The sequence below is a fragment of the Hyphomicrobium sp. CS1GBMeth3 genome (assembly GCF_900117455.1).
Taxonomy (GTDB): domain Bacteria; phylum Pseudomonadota; class Alphaproteobacteria; order Rhizobiales; family Hyphomicrobiaceae; genus Hyphomicrobium_C.
Map to the genome: position 1 here is coordinate 634,846 of NZ_FPHO01000002.1, position 18,921 is coordinate 653,766.

The window sequence follows — 18,921 nt, forward strand, 5'->3', positions numbered from 1 at the left end:
GCGGGCCCGGAGATGCCTCTGTCTCTAGCTCAGCTCTTGGCCGACACCACGGCACGGGCGGCGTCGGCCACCTTGGCGGCCGTCAGGCCGAAGTGCTCGAACACCTTGGTGCCCGGTGCCGAGACGCCGAAGTCCGACAGGCCGATGAACTGATCGCCCGGACGCAGCCATTCGTACCAGCCTTGAGCGACGCCGGCTTCTACCGCAATGCGCGGCGCTTCGCCGAGGACCTCGTCACGATAGGGCGCAGGCTGGGCGCGGAACAGCTCGAACGACGGCATCGAGACGACCGTCGCGTGGATCCCCTCTTTCGCCAGCGCCGCGGCCGCTTCTGCGATGAGCCCGACCTCGGAGCCGGTCGCGATCAACGTCACGTCGCGCTTCTTCTCTCCGCCGCTCGCGATGTAGCCGCCCTTCTCGGTGGCGTTCTCTGCGGGCGTTCCGACGCGCAGCACCGTCGGCACCGCCTGGCGCGACAGCGCGAGGATGGTCGGGCGCGTCGGATTGGACAGCGCGATCTCCCAGGCTTCTGCCGTCTCCAGCGCGTCGGCGGGGCGGATCACTGCAAGGTTCGGGATGGCACGCAGCGAAGCCAGATGCTCGATCGGCTGATGCGTCGGGCCGTCCTCGCCGAGGCCGATGCTATCGTGCGTCATCACGTAGACGACGCGCTGGTGCATCAGCGCCGACAGGCGGATCGACGGGCGGCAGTAATCCGTGAAGACGAGGAACGTGGCGCCGTACGGGATGAAACCGCCGTGCAGCGCGATGCCGTTCATGGCGGCGGCCATGCCGTGCTCGCGCACGCCGTAATGGATGTAGTCGCCGGCGAAGTCCCCCGGTGAGACGGCCTTGTGATGCTTCGTGCGCGTGCCGTTGGACGGTGTGAGGTCGGCCGAGCCGCCGAGCAGCTCCGGTACGGCCGGCACCAGATGCTCGAGCGTCAACTGCGACCAGACGCGGGTGGCGCGCTTGGCAGTATCGGCCACGAACTGCGTCTTGGCGGCGGCGATGGCATCCGCGATGGTTTTCGTGCGCGAGGATGCGACGGGTGCTTCGAAAGCGGCCTTCGCCGCATCGGGCGCCTTGGCGAGGCGCTGCTTCCAGGCGGCGCTTTCGGCCTTGCCCTTGGCGCCCAGCGCGCGCCAAGCGTCAAGGATGGGCGACGGGATTTCGAACGGCGCCGCGCTCCAGCCAAGCTTCTCGCGCGTGCCCTTGATCTCCTCGACGCCGAGCGGCTCGCCGTGCGTGGAGGCTTTTCCGGCCTTCGTCGGCGCGCCGTAGCCGATCACGGTCTTGCAGGCGATGAGCCAGGGCGCGGACTGATCGGCGCGGGCGGTCTTCAACGCGGCCGATATCGCCTCCGGATCGTGACCGTCGATGGCGATCGTATTCCAGCCTGCGGCCTTGAAGCGCGCGACCTGGTCGTCGGACATGGCGAGGCTCGTCGGGCCGTCGATGGAGATCGAGTTGTCGTCCCAGAGCACGATGAGCTTGCCGAGCTTCAGGTGGCCGGCGAGCGAGATGGCTTCGTGGCTGATGCCTTCCATCAGGCAGCCGTCGCCGGCCAGGCAGTAGGTGTGATGGCTGACGAGGTCGTCGCCGAGGCGCGCATTCAGCAAACGCTCGGCCAGAGCCATGCCGACGGCGTTGCCGATCCCCTGCCCCAGCGGGCCGGTCGTGGTCTCGATGCCGGGCGCGTAGCCGTACTCGGGGTGGCCAGCCGTCTTGGAGCCGAGCTGGCGGAAGTTCTCGAGCTGGCCGATCTCCATCTCCGGATAGCCGGTGAGATAGAGCAGCGAATAGAGCAGCATGGAGCCGTGGCCGGCAGACAGCACGAACCGGTCGCGGTCGGGCCAGGCCGGGTCCGTCGGATCGAAGCGCAGGGCTTCCGAAAAAAGCACGGTCGCCACGTCCGCCATGCCCATCGGCATGCCTGGATGACCGGAATTGGCTTTCTGTACGGCGTCCATCGCAAGGGCGCGGATCGCGTTAGCCATATCCCGGATGCCGACCGTCGCCACCGGCGTTTTTTCCTGCACTTCGCCCATTCCCGGTCCTTCCCGCGCTTTCAATCGTGGCGCACATTTAACGGTGCGGGGGCGCGGCGTCTACCGCCGAGGCCATCGTGCGGAAAACCCCTTGTGCACCGCAAAATGTCGCGCGGCAGATCTGGCCAGGAGCGCCCTGCGTATGGACCCCATAGCCGGCAGGACGGGCGGCTCGGGTCGGCGTTGCATGCCGTCGCTGGGATTGGCAGCGAGGTTCAGCTATGCTTCGTGTTCTCGAAGAGGGCCGCTCAGGTCGGCCTCTCGCGGTAAAATCTCCGAGGACGATGGCTGATCTTCTGCAGCGGGTCGCAGCAAACGGCGACGTGGAGGCCTTCAGGGCGCTCTTCGATACGTACGCGCCGCGCGTCAAATCCTACATGCTGCGCCAAGGCGCAGACGCTGCGACAGCGGAAGAGCTGGCGCAGGAGACGCTGCTTGCCGTCTGGCGGAAGGCAGGGCTCTATTCCAACGATAAGGGCAGCGCGTCGACGTGGATCTTCACTATCGCGCGCAACTTGCGCATCGACCGGCTGCGCAGAGAGGTGGCCTGGCAGCCGCTGCCGGAGAACAACGACGAGCGTCCCTCCGAGGACCCAGCGCCCGATGAGGAGCTTTCGGAGCGAGAGCGCGCCGCGCGTGTGCGCGCCGTGCTGGCCGAATTGCCGCCGGACCAATCCGAAGTGGTGAAATTGGCGTTTATCGAAGGTCTGTCGCATAGCGAGATCGCGACGCGCCTGAGCTTGCCACTGGGCACCGTCAAATCGCGCATGCGGCTTGCCTACCAGAAGGTACGCGATGCGCTCGAGGATTTGAGATAGATGGAGAAGACGATCACGCATCACCCGGACGTGGCAACGCTGATGTGCTGCTCGGCAGGCAGCCAGCCCGAAGCGTGTGCCGCTGTGATTGCGTCGCATCTGGCCGTGTGTTCGCAGTGCCGCGCCGAGGTTCGCCGGATGCAGAAGATCGGCGTGGCGCTGTTCGATACGCTGGAACCCGAATGTTTGGCCGCTCCCCCTCCGATCGTGTCTATGAGGGCCGCCGAAGCGGACAATCCTGACAAGAAAGAGCCCTGCGTGATCAGCGCGGGCGAGATCCCACAGTTTCTCGTCTCCTGCGTCGGGCCGTGTCTCGACAAGATGTCGTGGGATCCGGTCGGGCGCGGTGTCTGGACGCACGCGATTGCGCTCTCGCCGGGCGCTTGCGGCGATCTACGCCTGCTGAAAGTCGAACCGGGTGCCGAGCTCCCCGAACATGACCATCCGGGATGGGAGCTGACGCTCATCCTTCGCGGAAGCTATACCGACGAGCTTGGGACGTTCCGACCCGGAGACGTCGCGGATCTCGACGCGGAGGTAAAGCATCGCCCCGTGGCCTGTCCGAAGGACGGTTGCATCTGCCTGATGGCGAGCGAGCACAAGCTGTCATTGTTCGAGCGCGTCGACCACGCGAGGTCGGCCGGCGACCGCTAGAGCGCAGAGCGCTCCTTCGTCAGGGCATCGAGCGCCATCAACTCGCGCATCAGCGGCTCGAAATTTTTCAAGGGCATCATGTTGGGACCATCGGATGGCGCCGTGTCGGGGGCTTCGTGCGTCTCGATGAAAAGGCCGGCCACTCCGACTGCGACCGCGGCGCGTGCCAACACCGGCACGAAACGACGATCTCCGCCCGAGCTTCCACCGAGGCCGCCCGGCTGCTGCACGGCGTGGGTGGCGTCGAAAATCACGGGCGCGCCGGTCTCCGCCATCTGCGGCAGGCCCCGCATGTCGACAACGAGCGTGTTATAGCCGAACGACGAGCCGCGCTCGGTCAGAAGCACGTTCGGATTGCCGGAGCCCACGACCTTGGCGACGACATTTTTCATGTCCCACGGCGCGAGGAACTGGCCCTTCTTGACCTTCACCACCCGCCCGGTCTCGGCAGCGGCGACGAGCAGATCCGTTTGGCGGCAGAGGAAGGCCGGGATCTGCAGCACGTCGGCGACGGGGGCCACGGCGGCGCACTGGGCCGGCTCGTGCACGTCGGTGACGACCGGGAGCCCGAGGCTTTCGCGGATCTCAGCAAAGACGGGGATTGCCGCCTCGAGCCCGATGCCGCGCTTGCCCCCGAGGGACGTGCGATTTGCCTTGTCGAAGGACGACTTGTAGACCAGCCCGAACCCCAGCCGCCCGGCGATCTCCTTGAGCGCGCCCGCCATTTCGAGGGCGTGGGCGCGGCTTTCCATCTGACAGGGGCCGGCGAACACGACGATGGGCGCGTCGTTGGCGACAGTGTGGCCGCCGATGGCGACGCGCGGGTTCGGTTTCATGGCATCGAACTGGGTCATGGCGGCGGTTATAGTGAATTTTGGCGCCAGGAGCGAGGCCCCGAGCCTGCTTCCGCACAGCCGATCTGGGCGGGCTACCATGCGGGTCGGGGGCGCTCGAAGCTTGCTGCTTCTTATTTTGTCGCAAGCTTGACGCTTGCTCCGGGGGTTTCTACACCCACATCTGGCTATTTCCGGCACTTCCGCCGCACCGAGAGGCCGCCCTTCCCATGCTCGTTCTGATCGATAACTACGACAGCTTCACATACAATCTCGTGCATTTTCTGGGCGAGCTCGGCACCACGAGCGAGGTGATCCGCAATGACAAGGTCACGGCCGACGAAGTCATCGCCATGAAGCCGAAGGCGATCGTGCTCTCGCCGGGCCCCTGCACGCCCAACGAAGCCGGCGTCTGCCTCGATCTCATCGCCAAGGCCGGGTCCAAGATCCCGCTGCTCGGCGTCTGCCTCGGCCACCAGGCCATCGGGCAGGCCTACGGCGGCAAGGTGATCCGCGCGCCGGAGCCCATGCACGGCAAGCTCTCGACCATCACGCATTCGGACACCGGCGTCTTCAAGGGCCTGCCGCCGCGCATCGAGGTGACGCGCTATCACTCGCTGATCGTCGAGCGTTCGAGCCTGCCCGACTGCCTCGAGGTCAACGCCCAGACCGAGGACGGCATCATCATGGGGCTCATGCACAAGACGCATCCCGTGCACGGCGTGCAGTTCCACCCGGAAAGCATCGCCTCCGAGCAGGGGCACGCGCTGCTTGCGAACTTCCTCGACATCGCGGGCCTCTCGCCGCGCCGGCGCAACGCGCCGCGTCCGCGCGACGCGGCGTGATCATCGGGAGGCGCGGGGGAGCATGAGCAGCGCAATCGGGGTCAAGCAGCTTCTGCAGACGATCGCCGCTGGGCACAAGCTCTCCGCGGACGCGATGGCGGAGGCCGTCGACGTCATGACGGCCGAGGCGACGCCGGCGCAGATGGCGGCGTTCCTCATGGGCCTACGCGTGCGCGGCGAGACCGTGGACGAGATCGCAGGCGCTGCGCGGGCGCTCCGCGCGCGCATGACGCCGGTCTCCGTATCCGACGACGCCATCGACATTGTCGGCACGGGCGGCGACGGGCACGGCACGTTCAACGTCTCGACGGGTGCCGCGCTCGTGGCGGCGGGTGCCGGCCTCAAGGTTGCAAAGCACGGCAACCGCTCCGTCTCGTCGCTTTCGGGGGCCTCCGATGTTCTCTCTGCGCTCGGCGTGAAGCTCGACAGCGGACCGGAGCTGATCGCGCGTGCCGTCGAGGAAGCGGGCGTCGGCTTTCTCTGGGCGCCGATGCACCATCCGGCCATGAAAGCGTGGGCGCCAGCGCGGGCCGAGCTCGGCGTGCGTACGCTGTTCAACCTGCTCGGGCCGATCTGCAATCCCGCCAGCGTGAAGTATCACCTGATCGGCGTGTTCGCGCCCGAATGGCAGCGTCCCATCGCTGAGGCACTCAGCGCGCTGGGCTCGAGGCGCGCCTGGATCGTGCACGGCCACGACGGCCTCGACGAACTGTCCACGACGGGGCCTTCGACCGTTGTCGCGCTGGATGACGGCGAGATCCGGACGTTCGAGGTGACGCCGGAAGAGGCTGGCCTCAAGCGCGTCTCTCTCACTGACCTCAAGGGCGGTGACGGCACCCACAACGCGGAGGCCCTGCGCCGTCTGCTCGCCGGCGAGCCGGGGCCGTATCGCGATATCGTGCTTTTGAATGCAGGCGCGGCGCTGGTCGTCGCCGGACGCGCGGGCACGCTCGCAGACGGCGTCAAGCTCGCCGAGGAGGCCATCCGCTCGGGCCGGGCGGCGGCGGCGCTCGACAAGCTCGTCGCGATCAGCAAGCTCGCGACCTAGTGTGACGAAGACCGGTAACCTTGACCGGCGGATGGGTGGTCGATCGCACCTCTCACGCCTCTATGATAAGTTTTGAAATGGCAGACATCCTCGAAAAGATCACCCAGTACAAACGCGAGGAAGTCGCGGCCGCGCAGGCTGCGATGCCATTGCAGGTCGTGGCCGAGTATGCGCGCAGCGCGCCCCGCGTGCGCTCGTTCGCCGGCGCGCTCGAAGCCAAGCACACGGCCGGCCAGACGGCGCTGATCGCAGAGATCAAGAAGGCGTCACCTTCCAAAGGGCTGATCCGCGAAGACTTCGACCCCCCTCACCTCGCCCAGGCCTACGAGGCGGGGGGCGCTGCGTGCCTCTCGATCCTGACCGACGGGCCGTCGTTCCAGGGCGCGCCGGAGTTCCTGACGCGCGCACGGGAGGCCGTCTCGCTGCCGGTGCTGCGCAAGGACTTCATGATCGACACCTATCAGGTGGTGGAAGCGCGCGCGTGGGGCGCCGATTGCATTCTGATCATCATGGCGGAGGTGGACGACGCGCTCGCCGCCGACCTTGCTGGCGCGGCGCGCGACTGGGGCATGGACGCCATCGTCGAGGTGCATGACTCGTCCGAGCTCGACCGCGCGCTCCGCCTCGACTGCCGCCTGATCGGCATCAACAATCGCAACCTCAAGACGTTCGAGACGACGCTCGCGACGACGGAAGCGCTCGCGCCGCGTGTCCCAAAGGATCGCATCGTCATCGGCGAGAGCGGCATCTTTACCCCGGCCGACATCGCGCGGCTCAGCCGTGTCGGCGTCGAGACGTTCCTGGTCGGCGAGAGCCTCATGCGCCAGGCCGACGTGACGGCCGCGACGCGCGCGCTTCTCACACCGGAGGCCGCGTGATGAGCAAGCTCACTCATCTCGACGAGGCCGGCAACGCGCGCATGGTCGATGTCGGTGAGAAGCACGTCACGTCCCGCACCGCCGTCGCCGAGGGCTTCATTGCCATGACGCCCGAGACGCTCGCACTCGCGCTTTCAGGCGACGCCAAGAAGGGCGATGTGCTCGCGGCCGCGCGCATCGCCGGTATCATGGCGGCCAAGAAGACCAGCGAGCTGATCCCGCTGTGTCATCCGCTAGCGCTCTCCAAGGCGTCCGTCGATTTCACGCCATCCGATGATCCGGCCGGGTTGCAGATCCGCGCGGAAGTCCGCGTCACGGGGCAGACGGGCGTCGAGATGGAAGCCCTGACGGCGGTCTCCGTGGCTGCGCTCACGATCTACGACATGCTGAAGGCCGTCGACCGCGGCATGGAGATCGGTGGCGTGCGGCTCGTTTCGAAATCGGGCGGGCGGTCCGGCGACTACGCGGCTCGGCCGCGTAAGACGGAGCGCTAGTTCGATGGCGCTGCTTCCGGTCGCGACCGCGCTCACCGAAGTGCTCGATGGCATCGGGCCGCCCATCGCAGAAACGGTGTCGCTTGGCGAAGCGGACGGGCGCGTGCTCGCGGACGACATCGCCGCACGGCTTACGCAGCCGCCGTTCAACGCCTCCGCCATGGATGGCTATGCCGTGTTCGGCGACGGGCCTGCCGCTGTCGGAGACCGCTGGACGGTCGTCGGCGAATCCGCGGCTGGTCACGCGTTTACCGGCACGGTGGAACGTGGTCAGGCTGTGCGCATCTTCACCGGCGCTCCGGTGCCGGCGGGCTGCGGCACGGTCGTGATCCAGGAAAACGTCTCGCGCACGGGCGATCTCGTCACCGCCATCGACGCGACGCGTGGCGGCGCTAACATTCGCCTAACTGGCTGCGATTTTGCCGATGGCGACGTGCTGCTCGCGCGCGGCCGCCGGCTCGACGCCCACACGCTGACGCTCGCGGCTGCCATGGGTCACGCTGACCTCCCGGTCGCGCGCCGGCCGGTGGTAGCCATCCTTGCGACCGGCGACGAGTTGGTGGCGCCCGGCACGCTGCCCGGCCCGGATCAGATCATCTCCTCAAACCCTGTTGGTATCGGCGCGCTCGTACGGCGTGCGGGCGGCGTCCCGCGCGAGCTCGGCATCGCGCCGGACCGTATGGAAGACCTTGCGGCGTGCATCGCGGAGGCAAAGGACGCCGACGTGCTGGTCACCATCGGCGGAGCGTCCGTCGGCGATCACGATCTCGTCGCCGAGGTGCTGAAGCGCGAAGGCCTCAACCTCGCGTTCTGGAAGATCGCGCTTCGTCCCGGCAAGCCGCTGATGTTCGGGCGGCTCGGCACGACGCGCGTGCTCGGGCTACCGGGCAATCCCGTCTCGGCGCTGATCACGGCGCGCGTGTTTCTCGTGCCGCTGATCCACGCGCTGCTTGGCGAGAAGCGGCAGGGGCCCGCGACGGAGACGGCTCGTCTCACGGCTCCGCTCGAAGCCAACGGCCCGCGCCTGCATTTGATGCGGGGCACGCTCGGGCGACGGACGGACGGGGCGCTGACCGTCACGCCGCTGCCGTCGCAAGACAGCTCGCTTCTCAGCGCGCTGGCGGCTGCCGACTGCCTGATCTGGCGCGCGCCGGGCGCGGCCGCGGCCGCGGCCGGCGAGCCCGTGCTGGTGGAGCGCCTCGAGTTGTCGTGGTGATTAGAGCCCGCTCGAGCTCGGTCTGCGGAACTCGTCGATAGACAACGGCCGCACCGGGTAGATGCGCTCGCCCGGCACCGAGCCGGCGCGTCTACGCACGAAGGCCATCGCGCGCGCAAGATCGGGCAGCTCGACGTTCATGAAGACCGACGCCGTCAGATCATGCTCCGCATACTGCGGCATGATCTGGATCCGCCAACCCGCTACCTTGCTCATCCTGCGACCTCGCTATTGCGCTCGCGCGCACTAAGGGCACGAGCGCCGCCGAGACGCCACCGGGATGCTCTGGTACCGTAAAGATGCACCGCCCCGACCAATTCGGGGGCGGCCCTTGCGGAACCTTGCGAGAACGATTAGGGTACATTCACGATTTGTTTAGGTGAGTCTCGCCAAGCACCCGGTTGCAGCATCATCGGGTTGCGGAAGGTTCGCATGCTGTGCTTTTCAGCATTTCGCGGGCCGTCATTCATAACTCTCGGCCTTCGCGTAACGGGCCTTGCACGGGAGGCACAATGCTGACTTCGAAGCAGAAGGAACTGCTGCTTTTCATCCACGAGCGCATGCAGGCTGACGGCGTGCCGCCGTCCTTCGACGAAATGAAGGATGCGCTCGACCTCAAAAGCAAATCAGGCATCCACCGGCTGATCACGGCGCTGGTCGAGCGCGGCTTCATTCGCCGCCTGCCGCACCGGGCGCGTGCCATCGAGGTGCTGAAGCTGCCGGAAAGCTCGACGGCGTCGAGCGTGGCGGCCGTTTCCGGTGGCGGCGAAACGCAGCGGCGGATCGGCTTCCAGCCGAGCGTCATCGAGGGGGCGAAGGCGCGCAACATCGCGGCTCCCCCCTCGCACATGCTCGACAGCCGCACGGTGTCGGTGCCTGTCATGGGCCGCATCGCGGCCGGCGTGCCGATCTCCGCCATCCAGAACCATACCCACGACATCGCCTGCCCGCCCGACCTTCTGACCAACGGCGAGCACTTTGCGCTCGAGGTGCGTGGCGATTCGATGATCGAGGCCGGCATCCATGACGGCGACACGGTCATCATCCGGCGCTGCGACACGGCCGAGAACGGCGACATCGTCGTGGCGCTCGTCGAGCAGGAAGAGGCGACGCTGAAGCGGCTGCGCAAGAAGGGCTCGACGATTGCGCTCGAAGCCGCGAACCCCGAGTTCAAGACGCGCATCTTCGGGCCCGACCAGATCGACATTCAGGGCCGGCTCGTCGGGCTTATCCGCCGGTATTGATTACGCTGCGCTGCCGCTCAAGGGAGCACGATGGGAGGTTCACTTTCATCACCGCTCCCTTGGTTGCCCGTGGCGCGCTGTTGAAGGTGCACGAGGTGCACTAGGCACACCGAACGATGCTGTTCCGGAACGCCGTTCTCGAGAAGATCAAGACCGGCGACGTCACCCTCGCCTTTCGGCGGTGGCGACGCCCGACCGTCAAGGCCGGTGGCATGCTGCGCACGCCGGTGGGTGTGCTGGCTATCGTTGCCGTTGAGGTCTGCTCAGCACAGGAGGTCTCGGAGCGCGAGGCGCGGGCTGCGGGTTTCGCGAGCCGCGCCGATGCACTCACGGATATTGCTAAGCAGCGCGACGGGCAGCTCTACCGCATCCGGTTTCATCTTGCCGGCGCGGATCCGCGGCATGCGCTTCGCGCGCGGTCTGCGCCGTCGCAGGCCGAACTCGACGACGTTCTCCGGGCGCTCGACCGATTGGACACGGCCGCCGGGGCCGTCCCGTGGACTCGGCGCTTGCTCAATCTCATTTCCGACCGGGACGGCGTGCTGGCGGGGGACCTCGCCGCAGAGATCGGAGTCGAGAAGGATGTGCTCAAGCGGCGCGTGCGCAAGCTCAAGGAGCTTGGTCTGACCGAGAGCCTCACTCGCGGCTATCGTCTCTCTCCGCGCGGCGCGACCGTTCTCGCGCGGTTGAAATGACGCGCTCGTGGCGCCCAGTGTCCGGGCGCTTGGTCCAAGGCCGCGCGCCGCGCTGGCCGACCACCGTCTCGATCCGCGCGATGCGCGCTTTCCCCGCCCCGTCCTGCTCCAGATAGATCGCGTGGGTGCCCTCGCGGCGCAGCGTCCAGCGGTCGATGACGGCCATTGGCGCCGTACAGCCGCGCGGCGGACGCGGTTCGCTGATCACGATATCGGCCTTTGCGCAGTCCTCTGCTATGGCCGCGGGATGTCGCGCTATGGCGACGCGTAATCCACGCGTCGCGGCCGTGCAGCCCGTGCCGTCGCAGCGGAAGGCGCGGTCGCGCAGCACATCGCGTGGTGTGCGACCGTCGCCGTCGTGCTGAAGCCAGCGCGAGAGCTCGAAGCTGCTGGCGCGGCCACCGATTGCCGTAAGGCGGCCGTCTGCGCCGCGCACGGCGACCAGCTCACCACCTCTGCCCGCCAGGATATCGGGCCGTACGCCGCCGCCCGCTAGCAGCACACCACCGCCGATGGCGGCGAGGCCCATCGCGCGCCAGCGCGTCCGCCACAGCGTCAGCCAAAGGCCGCCCGCGATCATTAGCGCGAAGCTTACTTGCGATATCTCCCGCACAAAGCCGACGGCGCCGGGAAGACTGGCGACCCAGTAAGCCGTCGCCGTCATGGCGTCGATGCCGAACGCCATGAACTTCAGCGCTATCGCTTCGAGCCCGAGCGGCATCAGCACCAACGTCATCAGCGCACCCGGCATCACGACCAGGTTGCAGACCGGAACCGCGATCAGATTGGCAAGCAGCGCATACTGCTGGCTGCGCTGAAAATGAAAAAGCCCGAACGGCGTCACCGCGAGGCTCGCAATGATGGTCGAGCCGACGATGCCGCCGAAGAACATCACGACGCTTCCGACCCAGGTGCCGCGGTCGCGCGCGCCCGAGGTGGCGCGGATGGTCTCGTACGCCGCGATCAGCGAGACGACGGCCGCGAACGACATCTGGAAGCCGGCGTCGAGCAGGCTTTCGGGCGTCGCGACGAGCACGAGCAGCGCGGCGATGGCAACGTTGCGCATGGCGAGCGCCTGCCGGTCCACCATCACGGCGATGAACATGATGGCGATCATCACGAACGCGCGAATGGTGGGGATCGAGCCGCCGGAAATCATGAGATAGCAGAAGCCCCCCGCCATAGCGGTGGCCGCGGCCCATTTCTTTGTCGGAAAGCTCAGGGCAATGGCGGGAAAGAGCGCGAACACGAGCCGCGCCGTCACGAACACCGAGCCCGCCATGATGACCATGTGCAAGCCCGAGATCGAGAGAATGTGCACGAGGCCGGAGTCGCGGTAAGCGTCGTTCGTGGCTTCCGTGATGGCGCCGCGCTCGCCCGTGATCAGCGATACGGCGATGGCGCCCGTCTCTCCTGGTACGGCCGCCCGCACCCGCTCGGCAATGCCTTGGCGCAGGCGCTCGAGCGCGCTTCGCATCTTCTGGTATAGGCTATCCGGATCCGCGGCCGTGACAATTTCCGGCGGATTGATCGCGTAGCCCGTCGCTCCGATCCCCTGGAACCACGCCCAGCGCGAAAAATCATATCCGCCAGGCAGCGCTGGGATCGCGGGCGGCCGGAGCGCCGCCCGCAAGCGCACCGTGTCCCCAGGCTTCAATCCCTCGCGCTTCGTCATGATGCGCACGCGGACCCGGGCCGGCCGTGCCTCGGGCGCGAGACCCGCGATGTCCGTGACGCGGATCGTGAGCCGCTCGCCCCGCGTCGCCCGCGGCTCGACCAGCTCCACCACGCCCGTGATGTCGGCGCGGCGCATCTCCTTGGCGAGCACCGGTGCGCGCGTCCATTCCGTGCGCGTCTTCGCCGCCGCAAATCCGAGGGAGGCTGCAAAAAGGGCCAGCGTGAGGAGGTGGACGAGCCCTGTCCGTGGGCTCGCAACGGCGAGACCGAACGCGATCACCGGCAGCGCCAGCGCAGTCCACGTGCCGGGCTCGGCTGCGAGCGAGAAATAGACGGCGATCCCGCTTCCGAAGGCCACGGGCAGCCAAAGAAACCAGCGCGACCGCTCCGCCTCGAGGCGCTCGGCGAGCCCGCCTTCGAGGCCGCGCGCGACTATCCTTCGCAGGGCCGCCCCGAGCGAGCCCTGCCGCCGTCCGCTGTCGCGCGCTGCGTCCACGCCCTCCCCCCGAAAACGCTCCGCCCGAGATCCGGCCTCACGGCTGGCCTCTGGGTGGCTCGCCATGCTACATGGCGGGCCGAACCTCCGAAACACGAGCCTGATCAAACATGACGGATACGAAACGGAGCGAGGACGGCACACCCGTCGTCGTGCGCTTCGCCCCCTCGCCTACCGGCTATCTGCACATCGGCGGGGCCCGCACCGCGCTTTTCAACTGGCTCTACGCCCGCGGGCGCGGTGGCAAGTATCTGTTGCGTATCGAGGATACGGACCGCGAGCGCAATAACCCGGAGGCGGTGGCAGCCATCCTCGACGGGCTCACCTGGCTTGGCCTCGACTGGGACGGCGAGCCGATCTCGCAGTTTTCACGTGCCGACCGACACCGCGAGGTGGCAGAGGCGCTGCTCGCGAGCGGAAACGCCTACCGCTGCTACATGACTCCCGCCGAGATCGATACCATGCGCAAAGAAGCCGAGGCCGAGAAGCGGCCCTTCACGGTGCTCTCGCCGTGGCGCGACCGCGATCCGTCGGAGGCGCCGGCGGGTGCGCCGTTCGCGGTGCGACTGCGCGCGCCGCGTGAGGGCGAGACGGTGATCGAGGATCATGTGCAGGGTCGGGTCGTGTTCCAGAACAAGGAGCTCGACGATCTCATCATTCTGCGAAGCGACGGCAATCCGACGTACAATCTCGCTGTCGTCGTCGATGACCACGACATGGGCATCACGCATGTGATCCGCGGCGTCGACCACCTGACCAATGCGGCGCGTCAGACGCAGATCTATCGCGGCATGGGCTGGACCGTGCCGGAATGGGCGCACGTGCCGCTGATCCACGGCGCGGACGGCGCCAAGCTTTCCAAGCGCCACGGCGCGCAGGGCGTCGAGGAGTATCGCGCCATGGGCTACCTGCCGGCAGCGCTGCGCAATTACCTCGTGCGGCTCGGCTGGAGCCACGGCGACGACGAGATCATCGCGCCCGAGGACCTGATCCGCTGGTTCGATATCGACGGCATCAACAAGAGCGCGGCGCGCTTCGACTTCAAGAAGCTGGACGACCTCAACGGCCACTATCTCCGCAACTCGCCCGACGCCGAGCTTTTGAGCGCCATTCAGGGACTGCTACCGCATCTCGATTTCGCGACGCTGCGGGCGATCGCGGTCGATCCAAAGGCGCCGCCACGGTCGGACATTGTACTTTCGCACGAGATTGAGGCCCAGGTGCCCGGCGTCGCGACGGGCACCGAGCTCGTGGCGCTGTTCGAGGCCAAAGGATGGGATCGGCTGGCAGCGGCGCTGCCGGCTCTCAAGGAGCGTGCCAAGACGCTGGCGGACCTTGTTGCGCAGGCGTTGTTTCTGGTGGCCGCGCGGCCGCTCAAACTCGACGATAAGGCCGCAAAACAAATGGATTCCGACGCCAAAGGGCACGTAGCGGCGCTCATTACGCGGCTCGAGGCGTCTTCCGATTGGACAGCGAGCGCCCTCGAAGCTCTGGTGCGCGGTTATGCAGAAGAGACAGGCGCCAAGCTCGGCAAGATCGCACAACCCCTGCGGGCGGCGCTGACCGGGCGGACCGTGTCGCCGCCCGTGTTCGATGTGATGGCGGTTCTGGGACGCGAGGAGTCGCTGGCCCGGCTTAGCGACGGAATTCGCTAGCGGGTTTTGCAGTTCTTCGCCACTTCGGCGTTTCGTGGAATAGCATATTCGCTATACTGCGGTGCAGCAAGGCTCCGGGGGGTGCTCGCGGCAGGGCCATCCGTCAGGAAGCTGAGTAATCCGGCAATGCCTCTAAAGGAGACGCGGCATGAGCATCCATGACAGCTCAACCCCCGGTGCGGACGCCACCCATCAGGCAGAGCTTACGCTCAACGGAAAGGCGGTGTCGCTGCAAGTCCGGAAGGGGACCATCGGGCCGGACGTGATGGACATCGGGCGCGTGTACCGCGACACGGGCTGCTTCACCTACGATCCGGGCTTTACCTCGACGGCGAACTGCTCGTCGTCGATCACCTACATCGACGGCGACAAGGGCGAGCTGCTCTATCGCGGCTATTCGATCGATGAGCTCGCCGAGAATTCCAACTTCCTCGCCATCTGCTACCTGCTGCTGCACGGGGAGCTGCCAACCAACGACGAGTTCAAAACATTCCGTCGCACCATCACGCGCCACACCATGGTGCACGAACAGATGACGCGGTTCTTCAGCGGCTTCCGCCGCGACGCGCATCCTATGTCGATCATGGTCGGCGTGGTGGGCGCTCTCAGCGCGTTTTATCACGACTCGACGGACATCAATGACCCGAAGCAGCGCGAGACTGCCAGCCACCGCATGATCGCCAAGATGCCGACCATCGCGGCCATGGCGTACAAGTATTCGATCGGGCAGCCGTTCATCTATCCGCGCAACGATCTCGACTACACGTCGAACTTCCTGCAGATGTGCTTCTCGGTGCCGTGCGAGCCGTACATCGTCAATCCGGTGGTGGCGCGCGCGCTCGACCGTATTTTCATCCTGCATGCCGACCACGAGCAGAACGCCTCCACGTCGACGGTGCGTCTCGCGGGATCGTCGGGCGCCAACCCGTTCGCGTGCATCGCGGCCGGCATTGCCTGCCTCTGGGGTCCGGCACACGGCGGCGCCAATGAGGCCGCGCTCAACATGCTGGAGGAGATCGGCACCGTCGATCGCATCCCGGAGTACATCAAGAAGGCCAAAGACAAGACGTCCGGCTTCCGGCTCATGGGCTTCGGGCATCGCGTCTACAAGAACTACGATCCGCGCGCCAAGGTGATGCAGAAGACGGCGCATCAGGTTCTCGACGAGCTAAACAAGCGCGACGAGCCGCTGCTCAAGGTGGCGATGGAACTCGAGCGGATCGCGCTCGAAGACGAGTACTTCGTCGAGAAGAAGCTCTATCCCAACATCGATTTCTATTCGGGCATCACGCTGCGCGCGATGGGCTTCCCGGTGTCGATGTTCACGGTGCTGTTTGCGGTCGCGCGCACGGTGGGCTGGATCGCGCAGTGGAAAGAGATGATCGAGGATCCGGAGCAGCGCATCGGGCGCCCGCGTCAGCTCTACGTCGGCCCTGCCCGGCGCTCGTTCCCGCGTCCGAGCACCGAGTAACGCCGGTGGGCGCTTAAGCCCGCGATTTAGATTTTAGCGCGTAGTCCAGAACGATATCGGCGGCGGCCTCGCTGGGGCTGCCGCTTTCAATGTGCATGAGATCGGGAACGCGCGCCAGCGCCGCGAGTTGGGCCCGCCGCTCGGGCGTGTCGGACAGGAGCGGCGCGAGAGCGCCGGCGAGGTTTTCGGGCGAGCTCTTCTCCTGATGAAACTCGGGAAACGCATTCTCGCCGAGCACGAGGTTGGCGAGAACGGTGGTCGGCGCCTTGATCAGGCGGCGCAGAAAGGGCGCGGCGATAGGGTCGACACGGTAGGCGACGACCATCGGCACGCCCGCAAGCGCAAGCTCCAGCGTCACGGTGCCGGATGCCGCGAGTGCTGCCGACGCGAGCTTGAAGGCACGAAATTTGTCCTCCTCGCCCTCGACGATATGGGCTGGCACCGGCCATGTGCGGCGGCCGCGCTCGATCATGGCGCGCACGTGCGGGACGCACGGCACGACGACCTCCGGCTCCACGCCGCGCTCGATCAGGCGGCGTAGCGTGTCGCCGAAGGGCTCGATCAGGCGGCCCACCTCGGACGAGCGGCTGCCGGGCAGCACGACCACGACGGGGCGCGCGGGATTGAGACCGAGGCGCGTGCGCAGCGGCTCGGCATCCAACTCCCGAAGCCAGTCGAGGCGCTCGATCAGGGAGTGGCCGACGTAGCTGCAGGGGGGGCCGCCCAGGCGGACGTGCGCCTCGGGCTCGAACGGCAGGATGCCGAGGATATGGTCCACGTAAGGACGCATCTTGCGCGCGCGCCCTGGCCGCCAGGCCCAGACGCTGGGGCTCACGTAGTCGATGATCGGGATCTCGGGCCGGCGCTTTCTGATGCGCTTGGCGATAGGGTGCGTGAATTCCGGGCTGTCGATGATGACGACGGCGTGCGGATCGCAGCGAAGCGCGCTGTCCACGGTTGCATAGACGCGGCGCATGATGCGCGGGAGATGGCGCAGGATCGATAGTGGGCCCATGACGGCAACGTCGGACATCGGGAAATCGGACGCGAAGACGCCTTCCGCCTCCATTCCAGCGCCGCCGACGCCCGCCAAGCGCAGGCGATCGCCGAGACGGTTTCTCAATGCCGCGATCAGCTTGGCGCCAAGGGCATCGCCCGAATGCTCGCCGGCGACCAGGAACAGGCGCACCTCTTCGGCAGCTGCGGACTCAGCGTTACTCATGCGCACTCCCCCCTGCTCCGATGCGCTGAACGATGAAGATGCCTGTCTTGTCGGCGGCCTCGATCAACTCCCTGGATCCGCCAGCACCTTGTGGGGCGACGTCGGCGATCACGATGCCAGCGTATCCGGCCGCGCCCGCGTCGGAAATGGCGCCTGGCGTTAGGTCATCGAAGTTGCGCAGCCCTACGACGCCGCGACGGCGGTGGGTCAGGCTCGCCCATTGGCGCAGGTTCGTTGCACGCTCGATTGTGGCGCCCACGCCTTCGTTGCCCGCTTCCACCGACAGCACATGATTGCGCACGACGACGACGGCACGTCCGACAGCGAACGGCGCCAGCGCTTCAATCGTCTTCGCTGCCTTGATGGCGTCGAGCGTCGCATGGGGCACGGGATTGGCGCGACCCAAGCATCGAAAGCCCATCGCGATGCTGCGCGGATCGAACTTTCGCAGGTTTTCAGTTACCTCCTGATCAATGACGCCTTCGACGAACACATGCGCAGCGTCCGCGCGCTGCAAGGTTTCCGCCCGATCGGCAACCAGAACCTTCTCCGCCTCCACGGCAATGCCCGCGAGTCCGGCTGCACGCACGCCGTCGATGGTCGCGGGGCCGATGGCCGGCATGTCGACGCGCAGATCCTGGCTCGGCTTCGAGCGTTTGACGAGGACGCCGCGGGTGGTGCTGCCCTCGCCTGCGGTGCGCGCGGCGCGGGCCAGCATGCGATCCGTGCCCTCGGCGCCCTCGATGGCTAGCACGCGTCCACCACGCACGATCACGCTCTGGCCGATGTCATACGAGCCGAGGGCGCGGACAACGGAGAGCCCCTTGTTGATATCGGCTGCATCTTCCGGGGCGGCGCGCTCGCCGCCGAAGGGGCCCTTGTGCACCACGATCTCCGGCGCCGCGTCGCCGGGGCCGATAACGCGCAGGCCCTGCTCCTCGAAGAAGCGCACTACGCGGCGCAGCACGCTGTCATCGCCGCCGGAGGCGACGATGCGGATCAGCTTCGGCAGATAGCGGAAGAATCCGAGATCGGGCTTGAGCCCACTTAGTTCGGGGCGATGCACGCGGCCGACGATGACGAGGTCGGTTGTGCCAGCCGTCTTCAGCGCCCGCACCATGGCGCCGATCTGGCCCCAATTGACGACGGTGACCGGGTGAGGGCCGAAGTCGGCATCCGCCTCGCCGTCGATGGCGACGATGGACACCGGCAGGCCGCGGGACGCGGCGCTGTCGGCGATCTCGCGCGGCACGCCACCGCCTCCAGCCAGTATTCCGAGCCGCCGTATGCCGCTTGTCATGGGTTCCTGTCGCCTGCCGCTCGTCCCGGCAAGGCTATAGGATAGGCGGACGCTTGCAGGCAACGGTTAGCGGCTTGGTCATAAAAGAAAAACCGGCAGCGGCGGTGCGCTGCCGGTTTGCTGTCGCCCGCTGCCGATCCATGCAGACCGATGATTCACGCCTCGGGGGTTTTCTTGCGCCGCCGATTCACGTCGCGCCTGATAGGCGGCGCGACGATCAGGGACTGTTCGGCGCCGCCGATTCACGTCACGCCTGATAGGCGGCGCGACGATCGGGGACTGTTCGGCGCCGCCGATTCACGTCGCGCCTGGTAGGTGGCGCGA

At 67.0% G+C, this 18,921-nt stretch carries 17 protein-coding genes; 11 read left to right on the plus strand and 6 right to left on the minus strand.

What is annotated here, in order from left to right:
* Window positions 1–29: 29 nt before the first annotated feature.
* On the minus strand, window positions 30–2,051 hold the full coding sequence (gene tkt / locus CS1GBM3_RS03045) for a transketolase (RefSeq protein ID WP_072391214.1): 2,022 nt from the start codon (window positions 2,049–2,051) through the stop codon (window positions 30–32).
* 284 nt (window positions 2,052–2,335) lie between these two features.
* On the opposite strand from tkt, the gene CS1GBM3_RS03050 reads away from it, so the two are divergent.
* Together CS1GBM3_RS03050 and CS1GBM3_RS03055 are read left to right on the plus strand one after the other, a co-directional pair.
* Window positions 2,336–2,869, plus strand: coding sequence for a sigma-70 family RNA polymerase sigma factor (locus tag CS1GBM3_RS03050; protein ID WP_072391216.1), 534 nt, complete (start codon window positions 2,336–2,338; stop codon window positions 2,867–2,869).
* Complete coding sequence (locus CS1GBM3_RS03055; protein ID WP_072391219.1) at window positions 2,870–3,523, plus strand: ChrR family anti-sigma-E factor; 654 nt, start codon at window positions 2,870–2,872, stop codon at window positions 3,521–3,523.
* Here the strand turns inward: CS1GBM3_RS03055 and kdsA are convergent.
* Entirely contained in the window at window positions 3,520–4,359 is an 840-nt protein-coding gene (kdsA, locus tag CS1GBM3_RS03060; RefSeq protein ID WP_210186205.1) for a 3-deoxy-8-phosphooctulonate synthase, read from the minus strand. The two genes, CS1GBM3_RS03055 and kdsA, sit on opposite strands and share 4 nt — an antisense overlap.
* A gap of 227 nt (window positions 4,360–4,586) precedes the next feature.
* Here kdsA and CS1GBM3_RS03065 point away from each other — a divergent pair, with 227 nt between their 5' ends.
* The 5 genes from CS1GBM3_RS03065 to glp all read left to right on the plus strand — a co-directional run bounded on the left by CS1GBM3_RS03065 (window position 4,587) and on the right by glp (window position 8,837).
* Window positions 4,587–5,201: an anthranilate synthase component II gene (locus CS1GBM3_RS03065; protein WP_072391225.1), complete on the plus strand. Its 615-nt coding sequence runs from the start codon at window positions 4,587–4,589 to the stop codon at window positions 5,199–5,201.
* 22 nt (window positions 5,202–5,223) lie between these two features.
* The gene (trpD, locus tag CS1GBM3_RS03070; RefSeq protein WP_072391228.1) at window positions 5,224–6,249 is read left to right on the plus strand and encodes an anthranilate phosphoribosyltransferase; all 1,026 of its coding nucleotides are present in this window, start codon (window positions 5,224–5,226) and stop codon (window positions 6,247–6,249) included.
* A 77-nt stretch (window positions 6,250–6,326) separates the two neighbouring features.
* Entirely contained in the window at window positions 6,327–7,127 is an 801-nt protein-coding gene (gene trpC, locus CS1GBM3_RS03075; RefSeq protein ID WP_072391231.1) for an indole-3-glycerol phosphate synthase TrpC, read from the plus strand.
* On the plus strand, window positions 7,127–7,621 hold the full coding sequence (moaC, locus tag CS1GBM3_RS03080; protein WP_072391234.1) for a cyclic pyranopterin monophosphate synthase MoaC: 495 nt from the start codon (window positions 7,127–7,129) through the stop codon (window positions 7,619–7,621). Before trpC ends, moaC begins: the two co-directional genes overlap by 1 nt.
* A 4-nt stretch (window positions 7,622–7,625) precedes the next feature.
* Window positions 7,626–8,837 carry a molybdopterin molybdotransferase MoeA gene (gene glp / locus CS1GBM3_RS03085; protein WP_072391237.1) on the plus strand — a complete coding sequence of 404 codons (1,212 nt, stop codon included), beginning with the start codon at window positions 7,626–7,628 and terminating at the stop codon, window positions 8,835–8,837.
* On the opposite strand, the gene CS1GBM3_RS03090 is transcribed toward glp, so the two are convergent.
* Window positions 8,838–9,053 (minus strand): hypothetical protein, encoded by a 216-nt coding sequence (locus CS1GBM3_RS03090; RefSeq protein WP_072391240.1) that lies wholly within the window; start codon window positions 9,051–9,053, stop codon window positions 8,838–8,840.
* A 296-nt stretch (window positions 9,054–9,349) separates the two neighbouring features.
* On the opposite strand from CS1GBM3_RS03090, the gene lexA reads away from it, so the two are divergent.
* On the plus strand, window positions 9,350–10,081 hold the full coding sequence (gene lexA, locus CS1GBM3_RS03095) for a transcriptional repressor LexA (RefSeq protein WP_072391243.1): 732 nt from the start codon (window positions 9,350–9,352) through the stop codon (window positions 10,079–10,081).
* A gap of 116 nt (window positions 10,082–10,197) precedes the next feature.
* Entirely contained in the window at window positions 10,198–10,776 is a 579-nt protein-coding gene (locus CS1GBM3_RS03100) for an ASCH domain-containing protein (RefSeq protein ID WP_072391246.1), read from the plus strand.
* Here the strand turns inward: CS1GBM3_RS03100 and CS1GBM3_RS03105 are convergent.
* Window positions 10,718–12,949: a ComEC/Rec2 family competence protein gene (locus tag CS1GBM3_RS03105; RefSeq protein ID WP_072391249.1), complete on the minus strand. Its 2,232-nt coding sequence runs from the start codon at window positions 12,947–12,949 to the stop codon at window positions 10,718–10,720. The two genes, CS1GBM3_RS03100 and CS1GBM3_RS03105, sit on opposite strands and share 59 nt — an antisense overlap.
* A gap of 110 nt (window positions 12,950–13,059) precedes the next feature.
* On the opposite strand from CS1GBM3_RS03105, the gene gltX reads away from it, so the two are divergent.
* Together gltX and gltA are read left to right on the plus strand one after the other, a co-directional pair.
* Window positions 13,060–14,604 carry a glutamate--tRNA ligase gene (gltX, locus tag CS1GBM3_RS03110; RefSeq protein ID WP_072391252.1) on the plus strand — a complete coding sequence of 515 codons (1,545 nt, stop codon included), beginning with the start codon at window positions 13,060–13,062 and terminating at the stop codon, window positions 14,602–14,604.
* Window positions 14,605–14,752: 148 nt separating this feature from the next.
* Window positions 14,753–16,075 carry a citrate synthase gene (gene gltA / locus CS1GBM3_RS03115; RefSeq protein ID WP_072391255.1) on the plus strand — a complete coding sequence of 441 codons (1,323 nt, stop codon included), beginning with the start codon at window positions 14,753–14,755 and terminating at the stop codon, window positions 16,073–16,075.
* A 13-nt stretch (window positions 16,076–16,088) separates the two neighbouring features.
* Here gltA and lpxB read toward each other — a convergent pair whose 3' ends face one another.
* Together lpxB and lpxI are read right to left on the minus strand one after the other, a co-directional pair.
* Window positions 16,089–17,297, minus strand: coding sequence for a lipid-A-disaccharide synthase (lpxB, locus tag CS1GBM3_RS03120; RefSeq protein WP_072391258.1), 1,209 nt, complete (start codon window positions 17,295–17,297; stop codon window positions 16,089–16,091).
* Window positions 17,290–18,597: a UDP-2,3-diacylglucosamine diphosphatase LpxI domain-containing protein gene (gene lpxI, locus CS1GBM3_RS03125; protein WP_072391262.1), complete on the minus strand. Its 1,308-nt coding sequence runs from the start codon at window positions 18,595–18,597 to the stop codon at window positions 17,290–17,292. The genes lpxB and lpxI overlap by 8 nt, the downstream gene beginning before the upstream one ends.
* Window positions 18,598–18,921: the final 324 nt, after the last annotated feature.

Excerpts from the sequence above, each read along its gene's own strand:
- tkt (WP_072391214.1), bottom strand. The coding sequence starts at position 2,051 with ATGGGCGAAGTGCAGGAAAAAACGCCGGTGGCGACGGTCGGCATCCGG.
- CS1GBM3_RS03050 (WP_072391216.1), top strand. The coding sequence starts at position 2,336 with ATGGCTGATCTTCTGCAGCGGGTCGCAGCAAACGGCGACGTGGAGGCC.
- CS1GBM3_RS03055 (WP_072391219.1), top strand. The coding sequence starts at position 2,870 with ATGGAGAAGACGATCACGCATCACCCGGACGTGGCAACGCTGATGTGC.
- kdsA (WP_210186205.1), bottom strand. The coding sequence starts at position 4,359 with ATGAAACCGAACCCGCGCGTCGCCATCGGCGGCCACACTGTCGCCAAC.
- CS1GBM3_RS03065 (WP_072391225.1), top strand. The coding sequence starts at position 4,587 with ATGCTCGTTCTGATCGATAACTACGACAGCTTCACATACAATCTCGTG.
- trpD (WP_072391228.1), top strand. The coding sequence starts at position 5,224 with ATGAGCAGCGCAATCGGGGTCAAGCAGCTTCTGCAGACGATCGCCGCT.
- trpC (WP_072391231.1), top strand. The coding sequence starts at position 6,327 with ATGGCAGACATCCTCGAAAAGATCACCCAGTACAAACGCGAGGAAGTC.
- moaC (WP_072391234.1), top strand. The coding sequence starts at position 7,127 with ATGAGCAAGCTCACTCATCTCGACGAGGCCGGCAACGCGCGCATGGTC.
- glp (WP_072391237.1), top strand. The coding sequence starts at position 7,626 with ATGGCGCTGCTTCCGGTCGCGACCGCGCTCACCGAAGTGCTCGATGGC.
- CS1GBM3_RS03090 (WP_072391240.1), bottom strand. The coding sequence starts at position 9,053 with ATGAGCAAGGTAGCGGGTTGGCGGATCCAGATCATGCCGCAGTATGCG.
- lexA (WP_072391243.1), top strand. The coding sequence starts at position 9,350 with ATGCTGACTTCGAAGCAGAAGGAACTGCTGCTTTTCATCCACGAGCGC.
- CS1GBM3_RS03100 (WP_072391246.1), top strand. The coding sequence starts at position 10,198 with ATGCTGTTCCGGAACGCCGTTCTCGAGAAGATCAAGACCGGCGACGTC.
- gltX (WP_072391252.1), top strand. The coding sequence starts at position 13,060 with ATGACGGATACGAAACGGAGCGAGGACGGCACACCCGTCGTCGTGCGC.
- gltA (WP_072391255.1), top strand. The coding sequence starts at position 14,753 with ATGAGCATCCATGACAGCTCAACCCCCGGTGCGGACGCCACCCATCAG.
- lpxB (WP_072391258.1), bottom strand. The coding sequence starts at position 17,297 with ATGAGTAACGCTGAGTCCGCAGCTGCCGAAGAGGTGCGCCTGTTCCTG.
- lpxI (WP_072391262.1), bottom strand. The coding sequence starts at position 18,597 with ATGACAAGCGGCATACGGCGGCTCGGAATACTGGCTGGAGGCGGTGGC.